Annotated in this window: 15 protein-coding genes; 9 read left to right on the top strand and 6 right to left on the bottom strand. The window is 60.5% G+C overall.

What is annotated here, in order from left to right; all coding sequences use genetic code 11:
- The first annotated feature begins 9 nt into the window (after positions 1–9).
- From odhB to brnQ, 5 genes are all read left to right on the top strand, one after another.
- The gene (gene odhB, locus M5B42_RS27415) at positions 10–1233 is read left to right on the top strand and encodes a 2-oxoglutarate dehydrogenase complex dihydrolipoyllysine-residue succinyltransferase (RefSeq protein WP_100940870.1); all 1224 of its coding nucleotides are present in this window, start codon (positions 10–12) and stop codon (positions 1231–1233) included.
- Between the two features lie 110 nt (positions 1234–1343).
- On the top strand, positions 1344–2783 hold the full coding sequence (lpdA, locus tag M5B42_RS27410; protein WP_103498764.1) for a dihydrolipoyl dehydrogenase: 1440 nt from the start codon (positions 1344–1346) through the stop codon (positions 2781–2783).
- A 197-nt stretch (positions 2784–2980) separates the two neighbouring features.
- Positions 2981–4147, top strand: coding sequence for an ADP-forming succinate--CoA ligase subunit beta (sucC, locus tag M5B42_RS27405; protein WP_103498765.1), 1167 nt, complete (start codon positions 2981–2983; stop codon positions 4145–4147).
- Positions 4147–5028, top strand: a complete 882-nt coding sequence (gene sucD / locus M5B42_RS27400) for a succinate--CoA ligase subunit alpha (protein ID WP_019692317.1) — start codon at positions 4147–4149, stop codon at positions 5026–5028. Before sucC ends, sucD begins: the two co-directional genes overlap by 1 nt.
- Positions 5029–5317: 289 nt before the next feature.
- Positions 5318–6631 carry a branched-chain amino acid transport system II carrier protein gene (gene brnQ, locus M5B42_RS27395; protein WP_177100388.1) on the top strand — a complete coding sequence of 438 codons (1314 nt, stop codon included), beginning with the start codon at positions 5318–5320 and terminating at the stop codon, positions 6629–6631.
- 271 nt (positions 6632–6902) lie between these two features.
- Here brnQ and M5B42_RS27390 read toward each other — a convergent pair whose 3' ends face one another.
- Positions 6903–7148 (bottom strand): hypothetical protein, encoded by a 246-nt coding sequence (locus tag M5B42_RS27390; protein WP_152737183.1) that lies wholly within the window; start codon positions 7146–7148, stop codon positions 6903–6905.
- 166 nt (positions 7149–7314) lie between these two features.
- On the opposite strand from M5B42_RS27390, the gene M5B42_RS27385 reads away from it, so the two are divergent.
- The 4 genes from M5B42_RS27385 to M5B42_RS27370 all read left to right on the top strand — a co-directional run bounded on the left by M5B42_RS27385 (position 7315) and on the right by M5B42_RS27370 (position 11032).
- The gene (locus M5B42_RS27385; protein ID WP_248747583.1) at positions 7315–7791 is read left to right on the top strand and encodes a PaaI family thioesterase; all 477 of its coding nucleotides are present in this window, start codon (positions 7315–7317) and stop codon (positions 7789–7791) included.
- Positions 7788–8243 carry a PaaI family thioesterase gene (locus tag M5B42_RS27380; RefSeq protein ID WP_248747564.1) on the top strand — a complete coding sequence of 152 codons (456 nt, stop codon included), beginning with the start codon at positions 7788–7790 and terminating at the stop codon, positions 8241–8243. The genes M5B42_RS27385 and M5B42_RS27380 overlap by 4 nt, the downstream gene beginning before the upstream one ends.
- Before the next feature lie 89 nt (positions 8244–8332).
- Positions 8333–10237 carry a molecular chaperone HtpG gene (htpG, locus tag M5B42_RS27375; protein ID WP_248747563.1) on the top strand — a complete coding sequence of 635 codons (1905 nt, stop codon included), beginning with the start codon at positions 8333–8335 and terminating at the stop codon, positions 10235–10237.
- A 66-nt stretch (positions 10238–10303) separates the two neighbouring features.
- Positions 10304–11032, top strand: a complete 729-nt coding sequence (locus M5B42_RS27370; protein WP_152737181.1) for a dienelactone hydrolase family protein — start codon at positions 10304–10306, stop codon at positions 11030–11032.
- A gap of 174 nt (positions 11033–11206) precedes the next feature.
- On the opposite strand, the gene M5B42_RS27365 is transcribed toward M5B42_RS27370, so the two are convergent.
- The 5 genes from M5B42_RS27365 to fabA all read right to left on the bottom strand — a co-directional run bounded on the left by M5B42_RS27365 (position 11207) and on the right by fabA (position 15048).
- Positions 11207–12091 carry a pirin family protein gene (locus M5B42_RS27365; RefSeq protein WP_248747562.1) on the bottom strand — a complete coding sequence of 295 codons (885 nt, stop codon included), beginning with the start codon at positions 12089–12091 and terminating at the stop codon, positions 11207–11209.
- A gap of 62 nt (positions 12092–12153) precedes the next feature.
- On the bottom strand, positions 12154–12570 hold the full coding sequence (locus tag M5B42_RS27360) for an OsmC family protein (RefSeq protein WP_248747561.1): 417 nt from the start codon (positions 12568–12570) through the stop codon (positions 12154–12156).
- Between the two features lie 122 nt (positions 12571–12692).
- Entirely contained in the window at positions 12693–13115 is a 423-nt protein-coding gene (locus M5B42_RS27355; RefSeq protein WP_248747560.1) for a hypothetical protein, read from the bottom strand.
- A 185-nt stretch (positions 13116–13300) separates the two neighbouring features.
- Positions 13301–14521 carry a beta-ketoacyl-ACP synthase I gene (fabB, locus tag M5B42_RS27350; RefSeq protein ID WP_152737178.1) on the bottom strand — a complete coding sequence of 407 codons (1221 nt, stop codon included), beginning with the start codon at positions 14519–14521 and terminating at the stop codon, positions 13301–13303.
- An 11-nt stretch (positions 14522–14532) separates the two neighbouring features.
- Positions 14533–15048, bottom strand: a complete 516-nt coding sequence (gene fabA, locus M5B42_RS27345; protein WP_027898655.1) for a 3-hydroxyacyl-[acyl-carrier-protein] dehydratase FabA — start codon at positions 15046–15048, stop codon at positions 14533–14535.
- Positions 15049–15193 lie beyond the last annotated feature (145 nt).

The following is a 15193-nucleotide window of genomic DNA, read 5'->3' as shown; positions in this document are numbered from 1 at the left end:
CCACAGATAATGGCTATCGAGATCAAAGCCCCCACTTTCCCGGAATCGGTTGCCGATGGCACCGTTGCCACCTGGCACAAAAAACCGGGCGAAGCTGTCAAGCGTGACGACCTGATCGTCGACATCGAAACCGACAAAGTGGTCCTGGAAGTACTGGCTACCGCTGACGGCGTGCTGGGCGCTATCGTCAAGAACGAAGGCGACACCGTTCTGTCCGACGAAGTCCTGGGCTCCATCGTTGAAGGCGGCGCTGCTGCTGCCGCTCCTGCCGCCGCCGCTGCTCCTGCGGCTGCCCAGGCTGCTGCTCCGGCCGCTGCTGGCGAAGACGATCCCGTGGCCGCACCGGCGGCTCGCAAGTTGGCTGAAGAAAACGGCATCAACATCGCTTCCGTTGCCGGCACCGGCAAGGGCGGTCGTGTGACCAAGGAAGACGTGGTGGCTGCTGTTGCCGCCAAGAAAGCCGCGCCTGCCGCTGCTCCAGCCAAGGCTGCTGCTCCGGCTGCCGCCGCCCCGGTGTTCGCTGCCGGCGACCGCGTCGAGAAGCGTGTGCCGATGACCCGCGTTCGCGCCACCGTGGCCAAGCGCCTGGTTGAAGCACAGTCGAACATGGCGATGCTGACCACGTTCAACGAAGTGAACATGAAGCCGATCATGGACCTGCGTTCGAAGTACAAGGACCTGTTCGAGAAGACCCACAACGGCGTGCGCCTGGGCTTCATGTCGTTCTTCGTGAAAGCGGCCACCGAAGCGCTGAAACGCTTCCCGGCAGTCAACGCTTCCATCGACGGCGCCGATATCGTCTACCACGGCTACTCCGACGTCGGTGTCGCGGTGTCCAGCGATCGTGGCCTGGTGGTCCCGGTCCTGCGCAACGCCGAGCTGATGAGCCTGGCCGAGATCGAAAACGGCATCGCCACCTACGGCAAGAAAGCCCGTGACGGCAAGCTGTCCATCGACGAGATGACCGGTGGTACGTTCACCATCACCAACGGTGGTACATTCGGTTCCCTGCTGTCGACGCCGATCGTCAACCCGCCACAAGCCGCCATCCTGGGCATGCACAACATCAACGAGCGCCCGATGGCGGTCAAAGGTGAAGTGGTGATCCTGCCGATGATGTACCTGGCGCTGTCCTACGATCACCGCCTGATCGACGGTAAGGAAGCGGTGTCTTTCCTGGTGACTATCAAGAACCTGCTGGAAGACCCGGCTCGTCTGCTGCTGGATATCTGATTGCGCCCAGGGGGGCAGGGCGCTGGCGCCTTGCCCGCTTGAACGATCAGCTTCGTCCCACGACGGTCCCCATGCGGGGCCGTCCGGTTTGATTCGATAAGGAATGACACATGACTCAGAAATTCGACGTGGTAGTGATTGGCGCGGGCCCTGGCGGCTATGTAGCCGCCATCAAGGCAGCGCAACTTGGTCTCAAGACTGCCTGCATCGAGAAGTACCAGGATAAAGAGGGCAAGCTGGCCCTCGGCGGTACTTGCCTGAACGTTGGCTGCATTCCATCCAAGGCGCTGCTGGACAGCTCCTGGAAGTACCATGAAGCCAAGGATGGGTTCGCCATCCACGGTATCTCCACCGGCGCCGTGAAAATGGACGTCGCCGCGATGGTTGGCCGCAAGGCCGGTATCGTGAAGAACCTGACCGGCGGCGTGGCCATGCTGTTCAAGGCCAATGGCGTGACTTCGATCGAAGGCCACGGCAAGCTGCTGGCCGGCAAGAAAGTCGAAGTGACCAAGCCTGATGGCACGGTTGAAGTGATCGAAGCCGAGAACGTGATCCTGGCTCCAGGTTCGCGTCCGATCGACATTCCACCGGCCCCGGTTGACCAGAACGTGATCGTCGATTCGACCGGCGCCCTGGAATTCCAATCCGTACCGAAGCGCCTCGGCGTGATCGGCGCGGGCGTGATCGGTCTGGAACTGGGTTCCGTCTGGTCCCGTCTGGGTTCTGAAGTGACCGTGCTGGAAGCCCTGGATACTTTCCTGATGGCTGCCGACACCGCCGTCTCCAAGGAAGCGCTGAAAACCCTGACCAAACAGGGTCTGGACATCAAGCTGGGCGCTCGCGTGACCGGTTCCAAGGTAAACAAGGGCAAGGAAGTGGTGGTGACCTACACCAACTCCGAAGGCGAACAGACCATTACTTTCGACAAACTGATCGTGGCCGTTGGCCGTCGCCCAGTGACCACCGACCTGCTGTCCGCTGATTGCGGCGTGACCCTCGACGAGCGCGGTTTCGTCCACGTTGACGATCACTGCGCCACCACCGTGCCGGGCGTCTACGCCATCGGTGACGTGGTTCGCGGCATGATGCTGGCACACAAGGCCTCGGAAGAGGGCATCATGGTTGTCGAGCGCATCAAGGGCCACAAAGCCCAGATGAACTACGACCTGATCCCGTCGGTTATCTACACCCACCCGGAAATTGCATGGGTCGGTAAAACCGAACAGGCTTTGAAAGCCGAAGGCGTTGAAGTTAACATCGGCACCTTCCCGTTCGCCGCCAGTGGCCGTGCCATGGCAGCCAACGATACCGGCGGTTTCGTCAAGGTCATCGCTGATGCCAAGACCGACCGCATCCTGGGCGTCCACGTGATTGGCCCAAGCGCTGCCGAGCTGGTACAGCAAGGCGCGATCGGTATGGAATTCGGCACCAGCGCCGAAGACATCGGCATGATGGTTTTCTCCCATCCGACCCTGTCCGAAGCGTTGCACGAAGCGGCGTTGGCAGTGAATGGCGGCGCCATCCACATTGCCAACAAGAAAAAACGCTAAGTAGATAATAAGAAACCACGGCGGTCTGCCCGTCGTGAGCCTTGTGCGCAAGACTCACCGCGGAACGTCCGCTGGACGCAGTCTTGCGTCGTCGGGCCGGGCAACCGGAAAACGACGCAAGCAGCAGTCACAGGTGGTGCGGCACTGCAATCAGTGCAGCACCGAATGCGCAGTACCTAACGAAGACGGTAAAAAGCATGAATCTTCACGAGTATCAGGGTAAGCAGCTGTTCGCTGAGTACGGCCTGCCAGTATCCCAGGGTTTTGCGGTAGATACCCCGGAAGCAGCAGCAGAAGCTTGCGACAAGATCGGTGGGACCGAGTGGGTTGTCAAAGCCCAGGTCCACGCTGGTGGTCGCGGTAAAGCGGGCGGCGTTAAGCTGGTTCGCAGCAAAGAAGACGCTAAAGCCTTCGCACAGCAGTGGCTGGGCAAGCGTCTGGTGACCTATCAGACTGATGCCAATGGCCAGCCTGTCACCAAGATCCTGGTTGAATCGTGCACTGATATCGCTAAAGAGCTGTACCTGGGCGCTGTCGTTGACCGTTCGAGCCGTCGCATCGTGTTCATGGCTTCCACCGAAGGTGGCGTGGACATCGAGAAAATCGCTCACGACACCCCTGAGAAAATCCTCAAGGCCACTATCGATCCACTGGTTGGCGCTCAGCCATTCCAGGGTCGCGAGCTGGCATTCCAGCTGGGTCTGGAAGGCAAGCAAGTGACTCAGTTCGCCAAGATCTTCGTTGGTCTGGCCAAACTGTTCAAGGATCACGACCTGGCCCTGCTGGAAGTGAACCCGCTGGTGATCAAGGCCGACGGCGATCTGCATTGCCTCGATGCCAAGATCAACATCGACGCCAACGCCATGTACCGTCAGCCCAAGCTGAAAACCTTCCACGATCCGTCCCAGGACGATCCGCGCGAAGCGCACGCTGCCAAGTTCGAACTGAACTACGTAGCCCTGGAAGGCAACATCGGTTGCATGGTCAACGGTGCCGGCCTGGCCATGGGTACCATGGACATCGTCAACCTGCATGGCGGCAAACCAGCCAACTTCCTCGACGTGGGCGGTGGTGCAACCAAGGAACGCGTAACTGAAGCGTTCAAGATCATTCTGTCCGACACCAACGTCGCGGCCGTACTGGTCAACATCTTCGGCGGCATCGTTCGCTGCGACATGATTGCCGAAGGCATCATCGGCGCTGTGAAAGAAGTCGGCGTGAAAATCCCGGTTGTTGTTCGCCTTGAAGGCAACAACGCTGAGCTGGGCGCTAAAGTACTGGCAGAAAGCGGTTTGAACATCATCGCGGCTACCAGCCTGACCGACGCTGCTCAACAAGTTGTCAAAGCTGCGGAGGGCAAATAATGAGCGTCCTGATCAATAAAGACACCAAGGTTATCTGCCAGGGTATCACCGGTTCGCAGGGTAGCTTCCACACCCAGCAAGCCATCGAATACGGCACCAAGATGGTTGGTGGCGTAACTCCGGGCAAAGGCGGCACCGAGCACCTGGGCCTGCCCGTGTTCAACACCGTGAAAGACGCTGTAGCCGCTACTGGCGCCACCGCCAGCGTGATCTACGTTCCAGCTCCTTTCTGCAAGGACTCGATCCTGGAAGCAGCATTCGGCGGCATCAAGCTGATCGTCTGCATCACCGAAGGCATTCCGACCCTGGACATGCTGGACGCCAAGGTCAAGTGCGACGAGCTGGGCGTGATCCTGATCGGCCCTAACTGCCCAGGCGTGATCACTCCAGGCGAATGCAAGATCGGCATCATGCCAGGTCACATTCACTTGCCAGGCAAGGTCGGTATCGTTTCCCGTTCCGGCACCCTGACCTACGAAGCTGTGAAGCAGACCACTGACGCCGGTTTCGGTCAGTCGACTTGCGTCGGCATCGGCGGTGACCCGATCCCGGGTTCGAACTTCATCGACATCCTGAAGCTGTTCCAGGAAGACCCGAAGACCGAAGCGATCGTCATGATCGGTGAGATCGGCGGTTCGGCTGAAGAAGAAGCGGCGGCCTACATCAAGGCCCACGTGACCAAGCCGGTTGTTTCCTACATCGCTGGTGTGACTGCCCCTGCGGGCAAGCGCATGGGCCATGCGGGCGCAATCATCTCCGGCGGCAAGGGCACTGCGGACGAGAAGTTCGCGGCTCTGCAAGACGCAGGCGTGAAAACCGTGCGTTCGCTGGCAGACATCGGCAAGGCCCTGGCCGAGCTGACCGGTTGGGCGGTCAAGTAAGCCTCGCGCTTAGCTGACGCAATACCGGCAAAGGCCACCTTCGGGTGGCCTTTGTGCTTTCTGGGTTTCATATGAAAACGCGACCCGAAAGTGTCGCTCGCAGGACATGATCGCCCTCAAATAGTGCGCCTTGCACCTGAGTTTGCTAGGATGCCCGCCTCTTTGCGTCCGCTGCCCACAAGGCCGCCGCGCGCTAAACGGGTCAACCCCATACGGGTCGACAGCATTTCCCTCACCCCACGGGAAATCCCTCTCTAAATTCCGATTCAGCAGTGTGGTATTTCCTGAAATGAAAGTGTTGAAAGGCCAGGACATCCTGGCACTTGGCTTTATGACCTTCGCCCTGTTCGTCGGGGCCGGCAACATCATCTTCCCCCCGATCGTCGGTTTGCAGTCCGGACCCCATGTCTGGATGGCGGCGTTGGGCTTCCTGATCACCGCGGTCGGCCTGCCGGTCATCACCGTGGTCGCGCTGGCCAAGGTCGGCGGTGCCATGGATGCCCTGAGCAGCCCCATCGGCAAGGTCGCCGGCGGTTTGTTGGCCGCGGCCTGCTACCTGGCGGTCGGCCCGCTGTTCGCCACCCCGCGCACGGCCACTGTGTCCTTCGAAGTCGGCCTGGCGCCGTTGACCGGTGAAAGCCCACTGGCGCTGCTGCTCTACAGCTCGGTGTACTTCCTGCTGGTGTTCTTCATCTCCCTGTACCCCGGGCGCCTGCTGGACACTGTCGGGCGTTTCCTCGCACCGCTGAAGATCATTGCCCTGGCGGCCCTGGGCATCGCGGCGTTTGCCTTGCCGGCCGGCGATATCGGCACGGCCACCCCCGAGTATGTCGCGGCTCCGTTCTCCCAGGGTTTCATCAATGGCTACCTGACCATGGATACCCTCGGCGCCCTGGTGTTCGGTATCGTCATCGTCAATGCCATCCGTTCCCGCGGTGTCGATTCGCCCCGGCTGATCACCCGCTACGCGATCATTGCCGGGTTGATTGCCGGGCTCGGCCTGGCGCTGGTGTATATCAGCCTGTTCCGCCTGGGTTCGGGCAGCCATGAAATCGCGGCCGGTGCCAGCAATGGCGCGGCGGTGCTGCACGCCTATGTGCAACATACCTTCGGCTCCCTGGGCAGCGGTTTCCTCGCGGTGCTGATCTCCCTGGCGTGCCTGGTGACGGCGGTGGGCCTGACCTGCGCCTGCGCCGAGTACTTCAGCCGTGTCCTGCCGCTGTCCTACAAGAGCCTGGTGATCATCCTGGCGGCGTTCTCGCTGCTGGTGTCGAACCTGGGGCTGACCAAGCTGATTGCCTTCTCGATCCCGGTCCTGACCGCGATCTACCCGCCGTGCATCGCCCTGGTGGCCCTGAGCTTCTGCCAGTCGTTCTGGCATGCCCAGGGGCGGATCGTCGGGCCGGTGATGCTGGTGTCGTTGCTGTTCGGCATGATCGACGCCCTCAAGGGCGCCGGGCTGGCGGACTGGATGCCGGCGCAGCTGTCGCACCTGCCGCTGAGCGAGCAGGGCCTGGCCTGGCTGGTGCCGTCGGTGGTGATGCTGGCGATTGCGGTGGTGATCGATCGCCTGCTCGGCAAGCCTGACGAAGTCCTGGCCTGATCGGCTCCCTTGCTGGCGATTGCGGTCTTGGGGTCTGCGTCGCCCAAGCTGGCCTCTTCGCGGGCAAGCCCTGCTCCTACAGTACGTCGTCGTCCACCGATTTTGCGAACGACACAACACTGTAGGAGCAGGGCTTGTCGGGACGCCGCACCGCCGCGAAGAGGCCCCAGAGTCTTCTACAGATTCCAGGCAAAATAAAACCCGCACTTGGCGGGTTTTATTTTGCGTGAAGGTTTTTGCCGGTGAGTCCTGGCAAGAACCTCCAGGGCAATCAGGAGCCGGTGGCTTCCTTGGATTGCTCTTCAACCGCCGCTTTGTTGGATTCAGCCTGAGCTTTGGCAGCTTCGGCGTTTTCCTTGGCGGCCTCGTTCACCTTATCCTGAGCTTCGTTCATGCTCTTCTGAGCTTCCTGAGCATGTTGGTTGGCGTCTTGAGCTTTGTCCTCGGATTTTTTATCGCAGGCGGCGAGACCGAGGGTAGCGGTCAACATCAAGGCAATAGCTAAAGTCTTACGCATGGGGGTGTTGCTCCTGTGTGGATATCACTGACTACTGGCCTTCAGAACACAGCCCCAAGGGATTAGTTCCTTGATTTTAAAAGATATATAAGTGCCGACCGAGCGGAACTTTTTCCTGATGTTTCGTTTTTATGGACGTTTTTCTCCGGATGAGAGCTATCAGTTCATGAGCCAGAACCCGATTTTCGAGCGTGCCACACGCTTTCTCAGCGCCATCCGCCACTGCCAGGTCCTCGGGCTGCGTTTGCACAGCGCCGATGCCACGGGGTTGACTGTGATCCTGCCCTACAGCGCCGAGATCGTCGGCGACCCGAACTCCGGGGTGATCCACGGCGGGGTGCTGACGACCCTGATGGACACCGCCTGCGGCATGGCCACCCTGTGTGTCCTGCCCGAGTTCGAGGTCTGTCCGACCCTGGACCTGCGCATCGACTACATGCACCTGGCGGCACCGCACAAGGACGTCTACGGTTTCGCTGAATGTTATCGGGTGACCCGCGACATCATCTTCGCCCGCGGTTTTGCCTATCAGGATGATCCCCAGCAACCCATCGCCCACGTGGTCGGCACCTTCATGCGCATGGGCAAGGGCATCAAGGGTGCCCACAGCTTCAGCGGCTCGCTCAACGGCGGTGCGGCATGAGCAACGACTTCAAGAAAATGTTGCAACAAGCCCATCAGCAGGGCGACTACGGGCAATTGCTGGAGCTTATCCCCTACGCCAAGTTGATCGGTATCCAGTGCTCACGCCAGGGCGACGAGCTGTTGTTCTGCCTGCCGGCAAACAAGGACAATATCGGCAACCCGTTGCTGCCGGCGATTCACGGTGGCGTGATCGCCGGTTTCATGGAACTGGCCGCCGCCCTGCACCTGCTGGTGTTTACCGGTTCGCCGGGGGTGCCCAAGGTCATCGACTTTTCCGTCGACTATCTGCGCGCCGGGCAATATCGCGACACCTACGCCCGATGCGATCTCTGTCGCCAGGGCCGGCGGGTGGCGAACGTCGCCATCACCGCCTGGCAAAGTACCGAGGCCGAGCCGATTGCCACCGCCCGGGCTCACTTCAAGATCGAGGAAACACTTCCGGGCACTTGAAATCCCCGTCATAGCCCCCAACTTTGATGACAACCCGCCGCCAACCCTTTCGGGGGCGGTCACTGCCATCCAATTGGAGTTTGATGACCATGAGTGTGGAAACTCAAAAGGAAACCCTGGGCTTCCAGACCGAGGTGAAGCAACTGCTGCACCTCATGATCCATTCGCTGTATTCCAACAAGGAAATTTTCCTTCGCGAATTGATCTCCAACGCCTCCGACGCTGTCGACAAATTACGTTTCGAAGCCCTGTCCAAGCCTGAGTTGCTGGAAGGTGGCGCGGAACTGAAAATCCGTGTGAGCTTCGACAAGGACGCCAACACCGTCACCCTCGAAGACAACGGTATCGGCATGAGCCGCGACGATGTGATCACCCACCTGGGGACCATCGCCAAATCCGGCACCGCCGATTTCATGAAGAACCTCTCGGGCGACCAGAAGAAGGACTCGCACCTGATCGGTCAGTTCGGCGTGGGCTTCTACTCGGCCTTTATCGTCGCCGACCAGGTTGAAGTGTTCAGCCGTCGCGCCGGCCTTTCCGCCAGCGAAGGCGTGCACTGGTCGTCCAAGGGCGAGGGCGAGTTCGAAGTCGCCACCGTCGAGAAAGCCGACCGTGGTACCCGCATCGTCCTGCACCTGAAGTCCGGTGAGAACGAGTTCGCCGATGGCTGGCGTCTGCGCAATATCATCAAGAAGTACTCCGACCATATCGCTTTGCCGATCGAGCTGCCGAAAGAAGTGGCCGCTGTCGAAGGCGAAGAGAAACCTGCCCCGGAATGGGAAACCGTCAACCGCGCCAGTGCCCTGTGGACCCGTCCGCGCACTGAAGTGACGGATACGGAATACCAGGAGTTCTACAAGCACATCGCCCATGACTTCGAGAACCCGCTGAGCTGGAGCCACAACAAGGTCGAAGGCAAGCTGGAATACAGCTCGTTGCTCTACGTACCGGCCCGTGCCCCGTTCGACCTGTACCAGCGTGAAGCGCCGAAAGGCCTCAAGCTCTACGTGCAGCGCGTGTTCGTCATGGACCAGGCCGAGTCCTTCCTGCCGCTGTACCTGCGCTTCATCAAGGGTGTGGTCGACTCCAACGACCTGTCCCTGAACGTGTCACGGGAAATCCTGCAGAAAGACCCGATCATCGACTCGATGAAGTCGGCGCTGACCAAGCGTGTCCTCGACATGCTGGAAAAACTGGCGAAGAACGAGCCCGAGCAATACAAGGGCTTCTGGAAAAACTTCGGCCAGGTCATGAAAGAAGGCCCGGCTGAAGATTTCGCCAACAAGGAAAAAATTGCCGGCCTGCTGCGCTTCGCCTCCACCCAAGGTGACGACGGCGAGCAAGTGGTGTCCCTGGCCGAGTACCTGGCCCGCGCCAAGGAAGGCCAGGACAAGATCTACTTCCTGACCGGCGAAACCTACGCCCAGGTCAAGAACAGCCCGCACCTGGAAGTCTTCCGCAAGAAAGGCATCGAAGTGCTGCTGCTGACCGACCGTATCGACGAGTGGCTGATGAGCTACCTCAACGAGTTCGACGGCAAGAGCTTTGTCGACGTGGCCCGCGGTGACCTGGACCTGGGCAACCTGGACTCGGAAGAGGACAAGAAGGCTGCCGAGGAAGTCGCCAAGACCAAAGAGGGCCTGGTTGAGCGCATCAAGACCGCCCTGGGCGACGCTGTCAGCGAAGTGCGGGTTTCCCACCGCCTGACCGACTCCCCGGCAATCCTGGCCATCGGTGAGCAGGACCTGGGCTTGCAGATGCGCCAGATCCTCGAAGCGAGCGGGCAGAAGGTGCCGGACTCCAAGCCGATCTTCGAATTCAACCCGACGCACCCGCTGATCGAGAAGCTCGATGGCGAGCCGGACGAAGACCGCTTTGGCGACCTGTCGCACATCCTCCTCGACCAGGCAGCCCTGGCGGCCGGTGACAGCCTGAAGGATCCGGCGGCTTATGTGCGCCGCCTGAACAAGCTGTTGGTTGAGTTGTCGGTTTAAACTGGTTGTACGAAAACCCGCTTCGGCGGGTTTTTTTATCCTTGGATGTTTTTATCGGAGTCCGAAATGAGCCAAGTTACTGTGAGTTCGGTGGTCTATCAGATCGATGGCCAATCCTATGAGAGCCGTCTGGCCTTTGATGCCGGCCACAAGGGGCCACGTCCGGGCCTGCTGATGGCGCCGAACTGGATGGGCGTCAGCGCCGGTGCCGAGACGATCGCCCAGGCGGTCGCGGCCAAGGGGTATGTGGTGTTGATCGCCGACCTGTACGGTCAATCGGTTCGTCCGAGCAATGGCGATGAGGCTGGCGCGGCGATGATGCCGTTGAAAAATGACCGTGCCTTGTTGCGCAAGCGCATGCAGGCGGCGTTTGAAGCGCTGCAAAGCCAGGGGCTGGCCGTGGTGGATCCGGCGCAGCTGGCGACCTTCGGTTTCTGCTTCGGCGGTTGCTGCTCGCTGGAACTGGCTCGCACCGGCGCGCCGTTGAAAGCGACGGTGTCGTTCCACGGCACGCTGGATACGCCGAATCCGGCGGATGCACAGAACATCAAGGGCTCGGTGCTGGTGCTGCATGGCGCCTCCGACCCGTTGGTGCCGAAAGAGCAACTGCCGGCATTCGAAGAGGAAATGAATGCCGCGGGTATCGATTGGCAGCTGTTGAGCTACGGCGGCGCGGTGCATTCCTTCACCGACCCGCATGCCAATGTGCCGGGCATGATGATGTATGACGCGAAGACGGCCGGCCGTGCGTTTGTGTCGATGCACAATCTGCTGGAAGAAGTGTTCAAGGGTTAAGCGTTCTGGCGGTCTTGAGGGCCTCTTCGCGGGCAAGCCCTGCTCCTACAGGGTGGTGTCGTGCACAAATCTTGTGAACGACAAAAAACTGTAGGAGCAGGGCTTGCCCGCGAAAGCGTCCTCAAGCACGCCGCAGACTTCGCTGATAAACCCGACTCGTAAGGTTTCTCTGATTCAGATTTTTTCCGCCGCGGGCTTGCGCGGCAACTCGATCCGCTCGCTTTCCCCCGGCACCGTCGGCCAATCCCTGGCCGCCCAGCGTGCCCGTGCCTGATCGATCAACACCGGATCACTGGCCACGAAGTTCCAGTTCATCCGTCGTGGCCCATCCAGCGGCGCCCCGCCGATCACCACCAGATGACATTCACCCTCGGCGAACAGCGTGAGGCTTTCCCCGGTCGGCAGCACCACCAGGCTGCGCGGCTCCAGCGCTTCACCCTCCAGCTGTGCCTCGCCTGCCAGCACATAGACCGCACGCTCCTCATACTCATCCGCAATCAGCAGGGTGGTCCCGCTTTCCATGTGGATATCGGCATACAGCGTCGGCGACAGCACCGGCACCGGTGAGGTCAGGCAAAAGCCGCTACCGGCCACCAGGCGGATGCGCACCCCCAGATTGTCACTGACGGGCAGGCTGGCCGCCGGGTGATGGCTGTAATGCCCTGGCCCCTGTTCCAGCGCCTTGGGTGACGCCAGCCAGATCTGCAAGCCATGCAGGCTGGAACCACTGGCGACCAGGTCGGCCGGGGTCCGTTCGACATGGGCGATGGCGCTGCCGGCGGTCATCCAGCTGACATCGCCAGGCTTGACGTGCTGCTCGGAGCCGAGACTGTCCTTGTGCACAATCTCGCCGTCGAACAGGTAGGTCAGGGTCGACAGGCCGATATGCGGGTGCTGCCGCACATTCATCCCGTGCCCCGGTGGATAGCGGGTTTCCAGCATATGGTCGAAAAACACGAAGGGTCCGACGCTGCGGCACTGGGCCGAGGGCAGGGGCCGCAGGATCGGTTGGCCTTCGACCTCCTCGGCGCGAGGACGGATCACCAGTGGTGTGTTCATGGCAGGGCTTCCTGGCTCAGCGGGCGATGCGCAGAGCATAACCCGCTTTTTCGCCGCTGCCCTTACTGGCTGAACGCACCTTCGGACAACAGGGTTTCGATGCTGACTTCGGTGGTGGTCATCAACTTGTGGATCGGGCAGCGATCCGCGACTTTGTGCAGCTCTTCGCGCTGGGCATCGCTGAGCACGCCCTTGAGGGTCAGTTTGACCAGCAGGCCGTACTTGCCTTTCTGTTCCTGGCTGTTGTCGCGCTTGACCTCGACGGTGACCCCGGTCAGCGGGATGCCTTTCTTCTGGGCATAGAGCTTGAGGGTCAGGGCCTTGCAGGTCCCCAGGGCGGCGTCGAAGTAGTCGTGGGGTTCCGGTGCGGAGCCTTCGCCCCCCGCGCTCTTGGGCACATCGGCAAACAACTGGTGGTCATCGATCTGCACGCTGTGACGAAAACCTTCGCTGGATTCGGTATTGATGGTGATGGTCATGACAAACCTCGTGGACAGTGGCGGGAAAAGACCCTGAACTTTATAGATCACTACGCCTGAGTGATGTTCAGCTTTTTTCCCGCTCACGCCCGCGGCCTTTCACGTTGTGGGCATCGACCTGATCAAGGACGAGGTCTTCCACCATGCCCGCCATCGCCTGCTGGAGGCTTATGAGGGGGTTTATGAGGCGGCTTGTGATGGGGTGGCTTATGAGGCGGCTTATGGTGTTGGGGTGGCCGATGGTGGCTCCACCCTGGTTTTTGAAAATGCCAACCGTGGGGCCCGTGCACCCAACGCGCAGGGGTGTAGGTGTACCCAGGTCGGGCGGGTACCCAGAAACCGTTTACCCATACACGGTGACCGCCTACCAGATTCCAGTACCCGGGTGCCCAGATATACCCGGGGCGCGGTGGCGGAACAACATAACTCGGTGGGGGAGGTGCCCCCAAATTGATATGAATACCCACTTGGGCATTTGCAAGGGAAGGCAGGCCACTTACAGCGCAGATGACAAGGAAGGCGAGGGAGCGGAGAAGACGTTTCATGTTGGCTCCTTTTCAGGAGATTTGCTCACAGTGAGTATAGAGCAACGGCATTGTTTGCAAGTATCTGGCGGGATCTGCTGCAGAACTTGCGCAAAACCGCTCGCCACAGAACCGTGTTCCCTTACAGCAGGTAAAAAAAAGCCCCGAACCGGTCGGGGCTTTTTTATCTCGCGATCAAGCCGGGCTTACTTGCCCTGCCAGCGCTTCAGGACCAGGGTGGCGTTGGTGCCGCCGAAGCCGAAGCTGTTGCTCATCACGTTGTTCAATTCAACGTTTTCGCGGGTCTTGGTCAGTACCGGCATGTCAGCGACTTCCGGGTCCAGCTCTTCGATGTTGGCGGAGCCGGCAATGAACTTGCCTTCCATCATCAGCAGGCAGTAGATCGCTTCGTGAACGCCGGCGGCGCCCAGGGAGTGACCGGACAGGCTCTTGGTCGAACTGATGACCGGGGCCTTGTCGCCGAAGACTTCACGTACACCTTTCATTTCCGCGACATCGCCAACCGGAGTCGAGGTGCCGTGGGTGTTCAGGTAGTCGATCGGACCGTCGACAGTGGCCATGGCCATCTGCATGCAACGGACCGCGCCTTCGCCGCTTGGCGCGACCATGTCGTAGCCGTCGGAAGTTGCACCGTAGCCGACGATTTCCGCGTAGATCTTCGCGCCACGGGCCAGAGCGTGTTCCAGCTCCTCGACCACCACCATGCCGCCACCGCCGGCGATGACAAAACCGTCACGCTTGGCGTCGTAGGCGCGGGAGGCCTTTTCCGGGGTTTCGTTGTACTGGGTGGACAGCGCGCCCATGGCGTCGAACAGGAACGACTGGCTCCAATGTTCTTCTTCACCGCCACCGGCGAAGACGATGTCCTGCTTGCCCATCTGGATCTGCTCCAGGGCGGTGCCGATGCAGTGAGCGCTGGTGGCGCAGGCGGAGGAGATCGAGTAGTTCAGGCCCTTGATCTTGAACGGAGTGGCCAGGCAGGCGGAAACGGTGCTGCCCATGGTCCGGGTCACACGGTACGGACCGACGCGCTTGACGCCTTTTTCGCGCAGGATATCCAGCGCTTCCATCTGGTTCAGGGTCGAGGCGCCGCCCGAGCCGGCCACCAGGCCGGTACGCGGGTTGGACACCTGCTCTTCGCTCAGACCGGAGTCGGCGATGGCGTCTTTCATGGCCAGGTAGGCGTAAGCCGCCGCGTGGCCGACGAAGCGATAGATCTTGCGATCGATCAGCTCCTCGAGATTGAGGTCAATGGAGCCGGAAACCTGGCTACGCAGACCCATTTCGGCATATTCCGGGTTGAAGCGGATGCCAGGGCGGCTTGCACGCAGGTTAGCGGAGACGGTCTCTTTGTCATTGCCCAGGCACGAAACGATGCCCAGACCAGTGATAACGACGCGGCGCATGCGAATAACCCTTAGAAGTTGTCAGTGGAGGTGAAAACGCCGACCCGCAGGCCTTCGGCGGTGTAGATCTCGCGACCGTCGACCGTTACCGAACCGTCGGCAATGGCCAGGTTCAGCTTGCCTTTGAGGACGCGTTTGATCTGAATGTTGTAGGTGACTTTCTTGGCGGTCGGCAGGACCTGGCCGAAGAATTTCACTTCGCCCGAGCCCAGCGCGCGGCCACGGCCCGGCAGACCCTGCCAGCCGAGGAAGAAGCCGACCAATTGCCACATGGCATCGAGGCCCAGGCAGCCTGGCATCACCGGATCGCCTTCGAAGTGGCACGCGAAGAACCACAGGTCCGGGTTGATATCCAGTTCGGCGACCAATTCACCTTTGCCGTACTTGCCGCCTTCTTCGCTGATATGGGTGATGCGATCCACCATCAGCATGTTCGGGGCGGGCAGTTGCGCGTTACCTGGGCCGAACAGCTCGCCGCGACTGCAGCGCAGCAGATCTTCCCGGGTAAAGGCGTTTTGTTTGGTCATGCGAGCTCCTCAATAGTCCCATGCGGCAGGTGGGGCAAATCTTCCCGGCCGATCGAAGCGTTCATGCCTCGAAGCGACAGCCTACTCATAGACTATTGCGTTGTGGTGAAAGTCACAGCACCAAGGACATGAATGTACACTTGTG

The sequence above is a fragment of the Pseudomonas sp. MWU12-2037 genome (assembly GCF_023242345.1).
GTDB classification, from domain to species: Bacteria; Pseudomonadota; Gammaproteobacteria; order Pseudomonadales; family Pseudomonadaceae; genus Aquipseudomonas; species Aquipseudomonas gingeri_D.
This window is presented reverse-complemented; position numbering and strand designations above follow the sequence as displayed.

Excerpts from the sequence above, each read along its gene's own strand:
- odhB (WP_100940870.1), top strand. The coding sequence starts at position 10 with ATGGCTATCGAGATCAAAGCCCCCACTTTCCCGGAATCGGTTGCCGAT.
- lpdA (WP_103498764.1), top strand. The coding sequence starts at position 1,344 with ATGACTCAGAAATTCGACGTGGTAGTGATTGGCGCGGGCCCTGGCGGC.
- sucC (WP_103498765.1), top strand. The coding sequence starts at position 2,981 with ATGAATCTTCACGAGTATCAGGGTAAGCAGCTGTTCGCTGAGTACGGC.
- sucD (WP_019692317.1), top strand. The coding sequence starts at position 4,147 with ATGAGCGTCCTGATCAATAAAGACACCAAGGTTATCTGCCAGGGTATC.
- brnQ (WP_177100388.1), top strand. The coding sequence starts at position 5,318 with ATGAAAGTGTTGAAAGGCCAGGACATCCTGGCACTTGGCTTTATGACC.
- M5B42_RS27390 (WP_152737183.1), bottom strand. The coding sequence starts at position 7,148 with ATGCGTAAGACTTTAGCTATTGCCTTGATGTTGACCGCTACCCTCGGT.
- M5B42_RS27385 (WP_248747583.1), top strand. The coding sequence starts at position 7,315 with ATGAGCCAGAACCCGATTTTCGAGCGTGCCACACGCTTTCTCAGCGCC.
- M5B42_RS27380 (WP_248747564.1), top strand. The coding sequence starts at position 7,788 with ATGAGCAACGACTTCAAGAAAATGTTGCAACAAGCCCATCAGCAGGGC.
- htpG (WP_248747563.1), top strand. The coding sequence starts at position 8,333 with ATGAGTGTGGAAACTCAAAAGGAAACCCTGGGCTTCCAGACCGAGGTG.
- M5B42_RS27370 (WP_152737181.1), top strand. The coding sequence starts at position 10,304 with ATGAGCCAAGTTACTGTGAGTTCGGTGGTCTATCAGATCGATGGCCAA.
- M5B42_RS27365 (WP_248747562.1), bottom strand. The coding sequence starts at position 12,091 with ATGAACACACCACTGGTGATCCGTCCTCGCGCCGAGGAGGTCGAAGGC.
- M5B42_RS27360 (WP_248747561.1), bottom strand. The coding sequence starts at position 12,570 with ATGACCATCACCATCAATACCGAATCCAGCGAAGGTTTTCGTCACAGC.
- M5B42_RS27355 (WP_248747560.1), bottom strand. The coding sequence starts at position 13,115 with ATGAAACGTCTTCTCCGCTCCCTCGCCTTCCTTGTCATCTGCGCTGTA.
- fabB (WP_152737178.1), bottom strand. The coding sequence starts at position 14,521 with ATGCGCCGCGTCGTTATCACTGGTCTGGGCATCGTTTCGTGCCTGGGC.
- fabA (WP_027898655.1), bottom strand. The coding sequence starts at position 15,048 with ATGACCAAACAAAACGCCTTTACCCGGGAAGATCTGCTGCGCTGCAGT.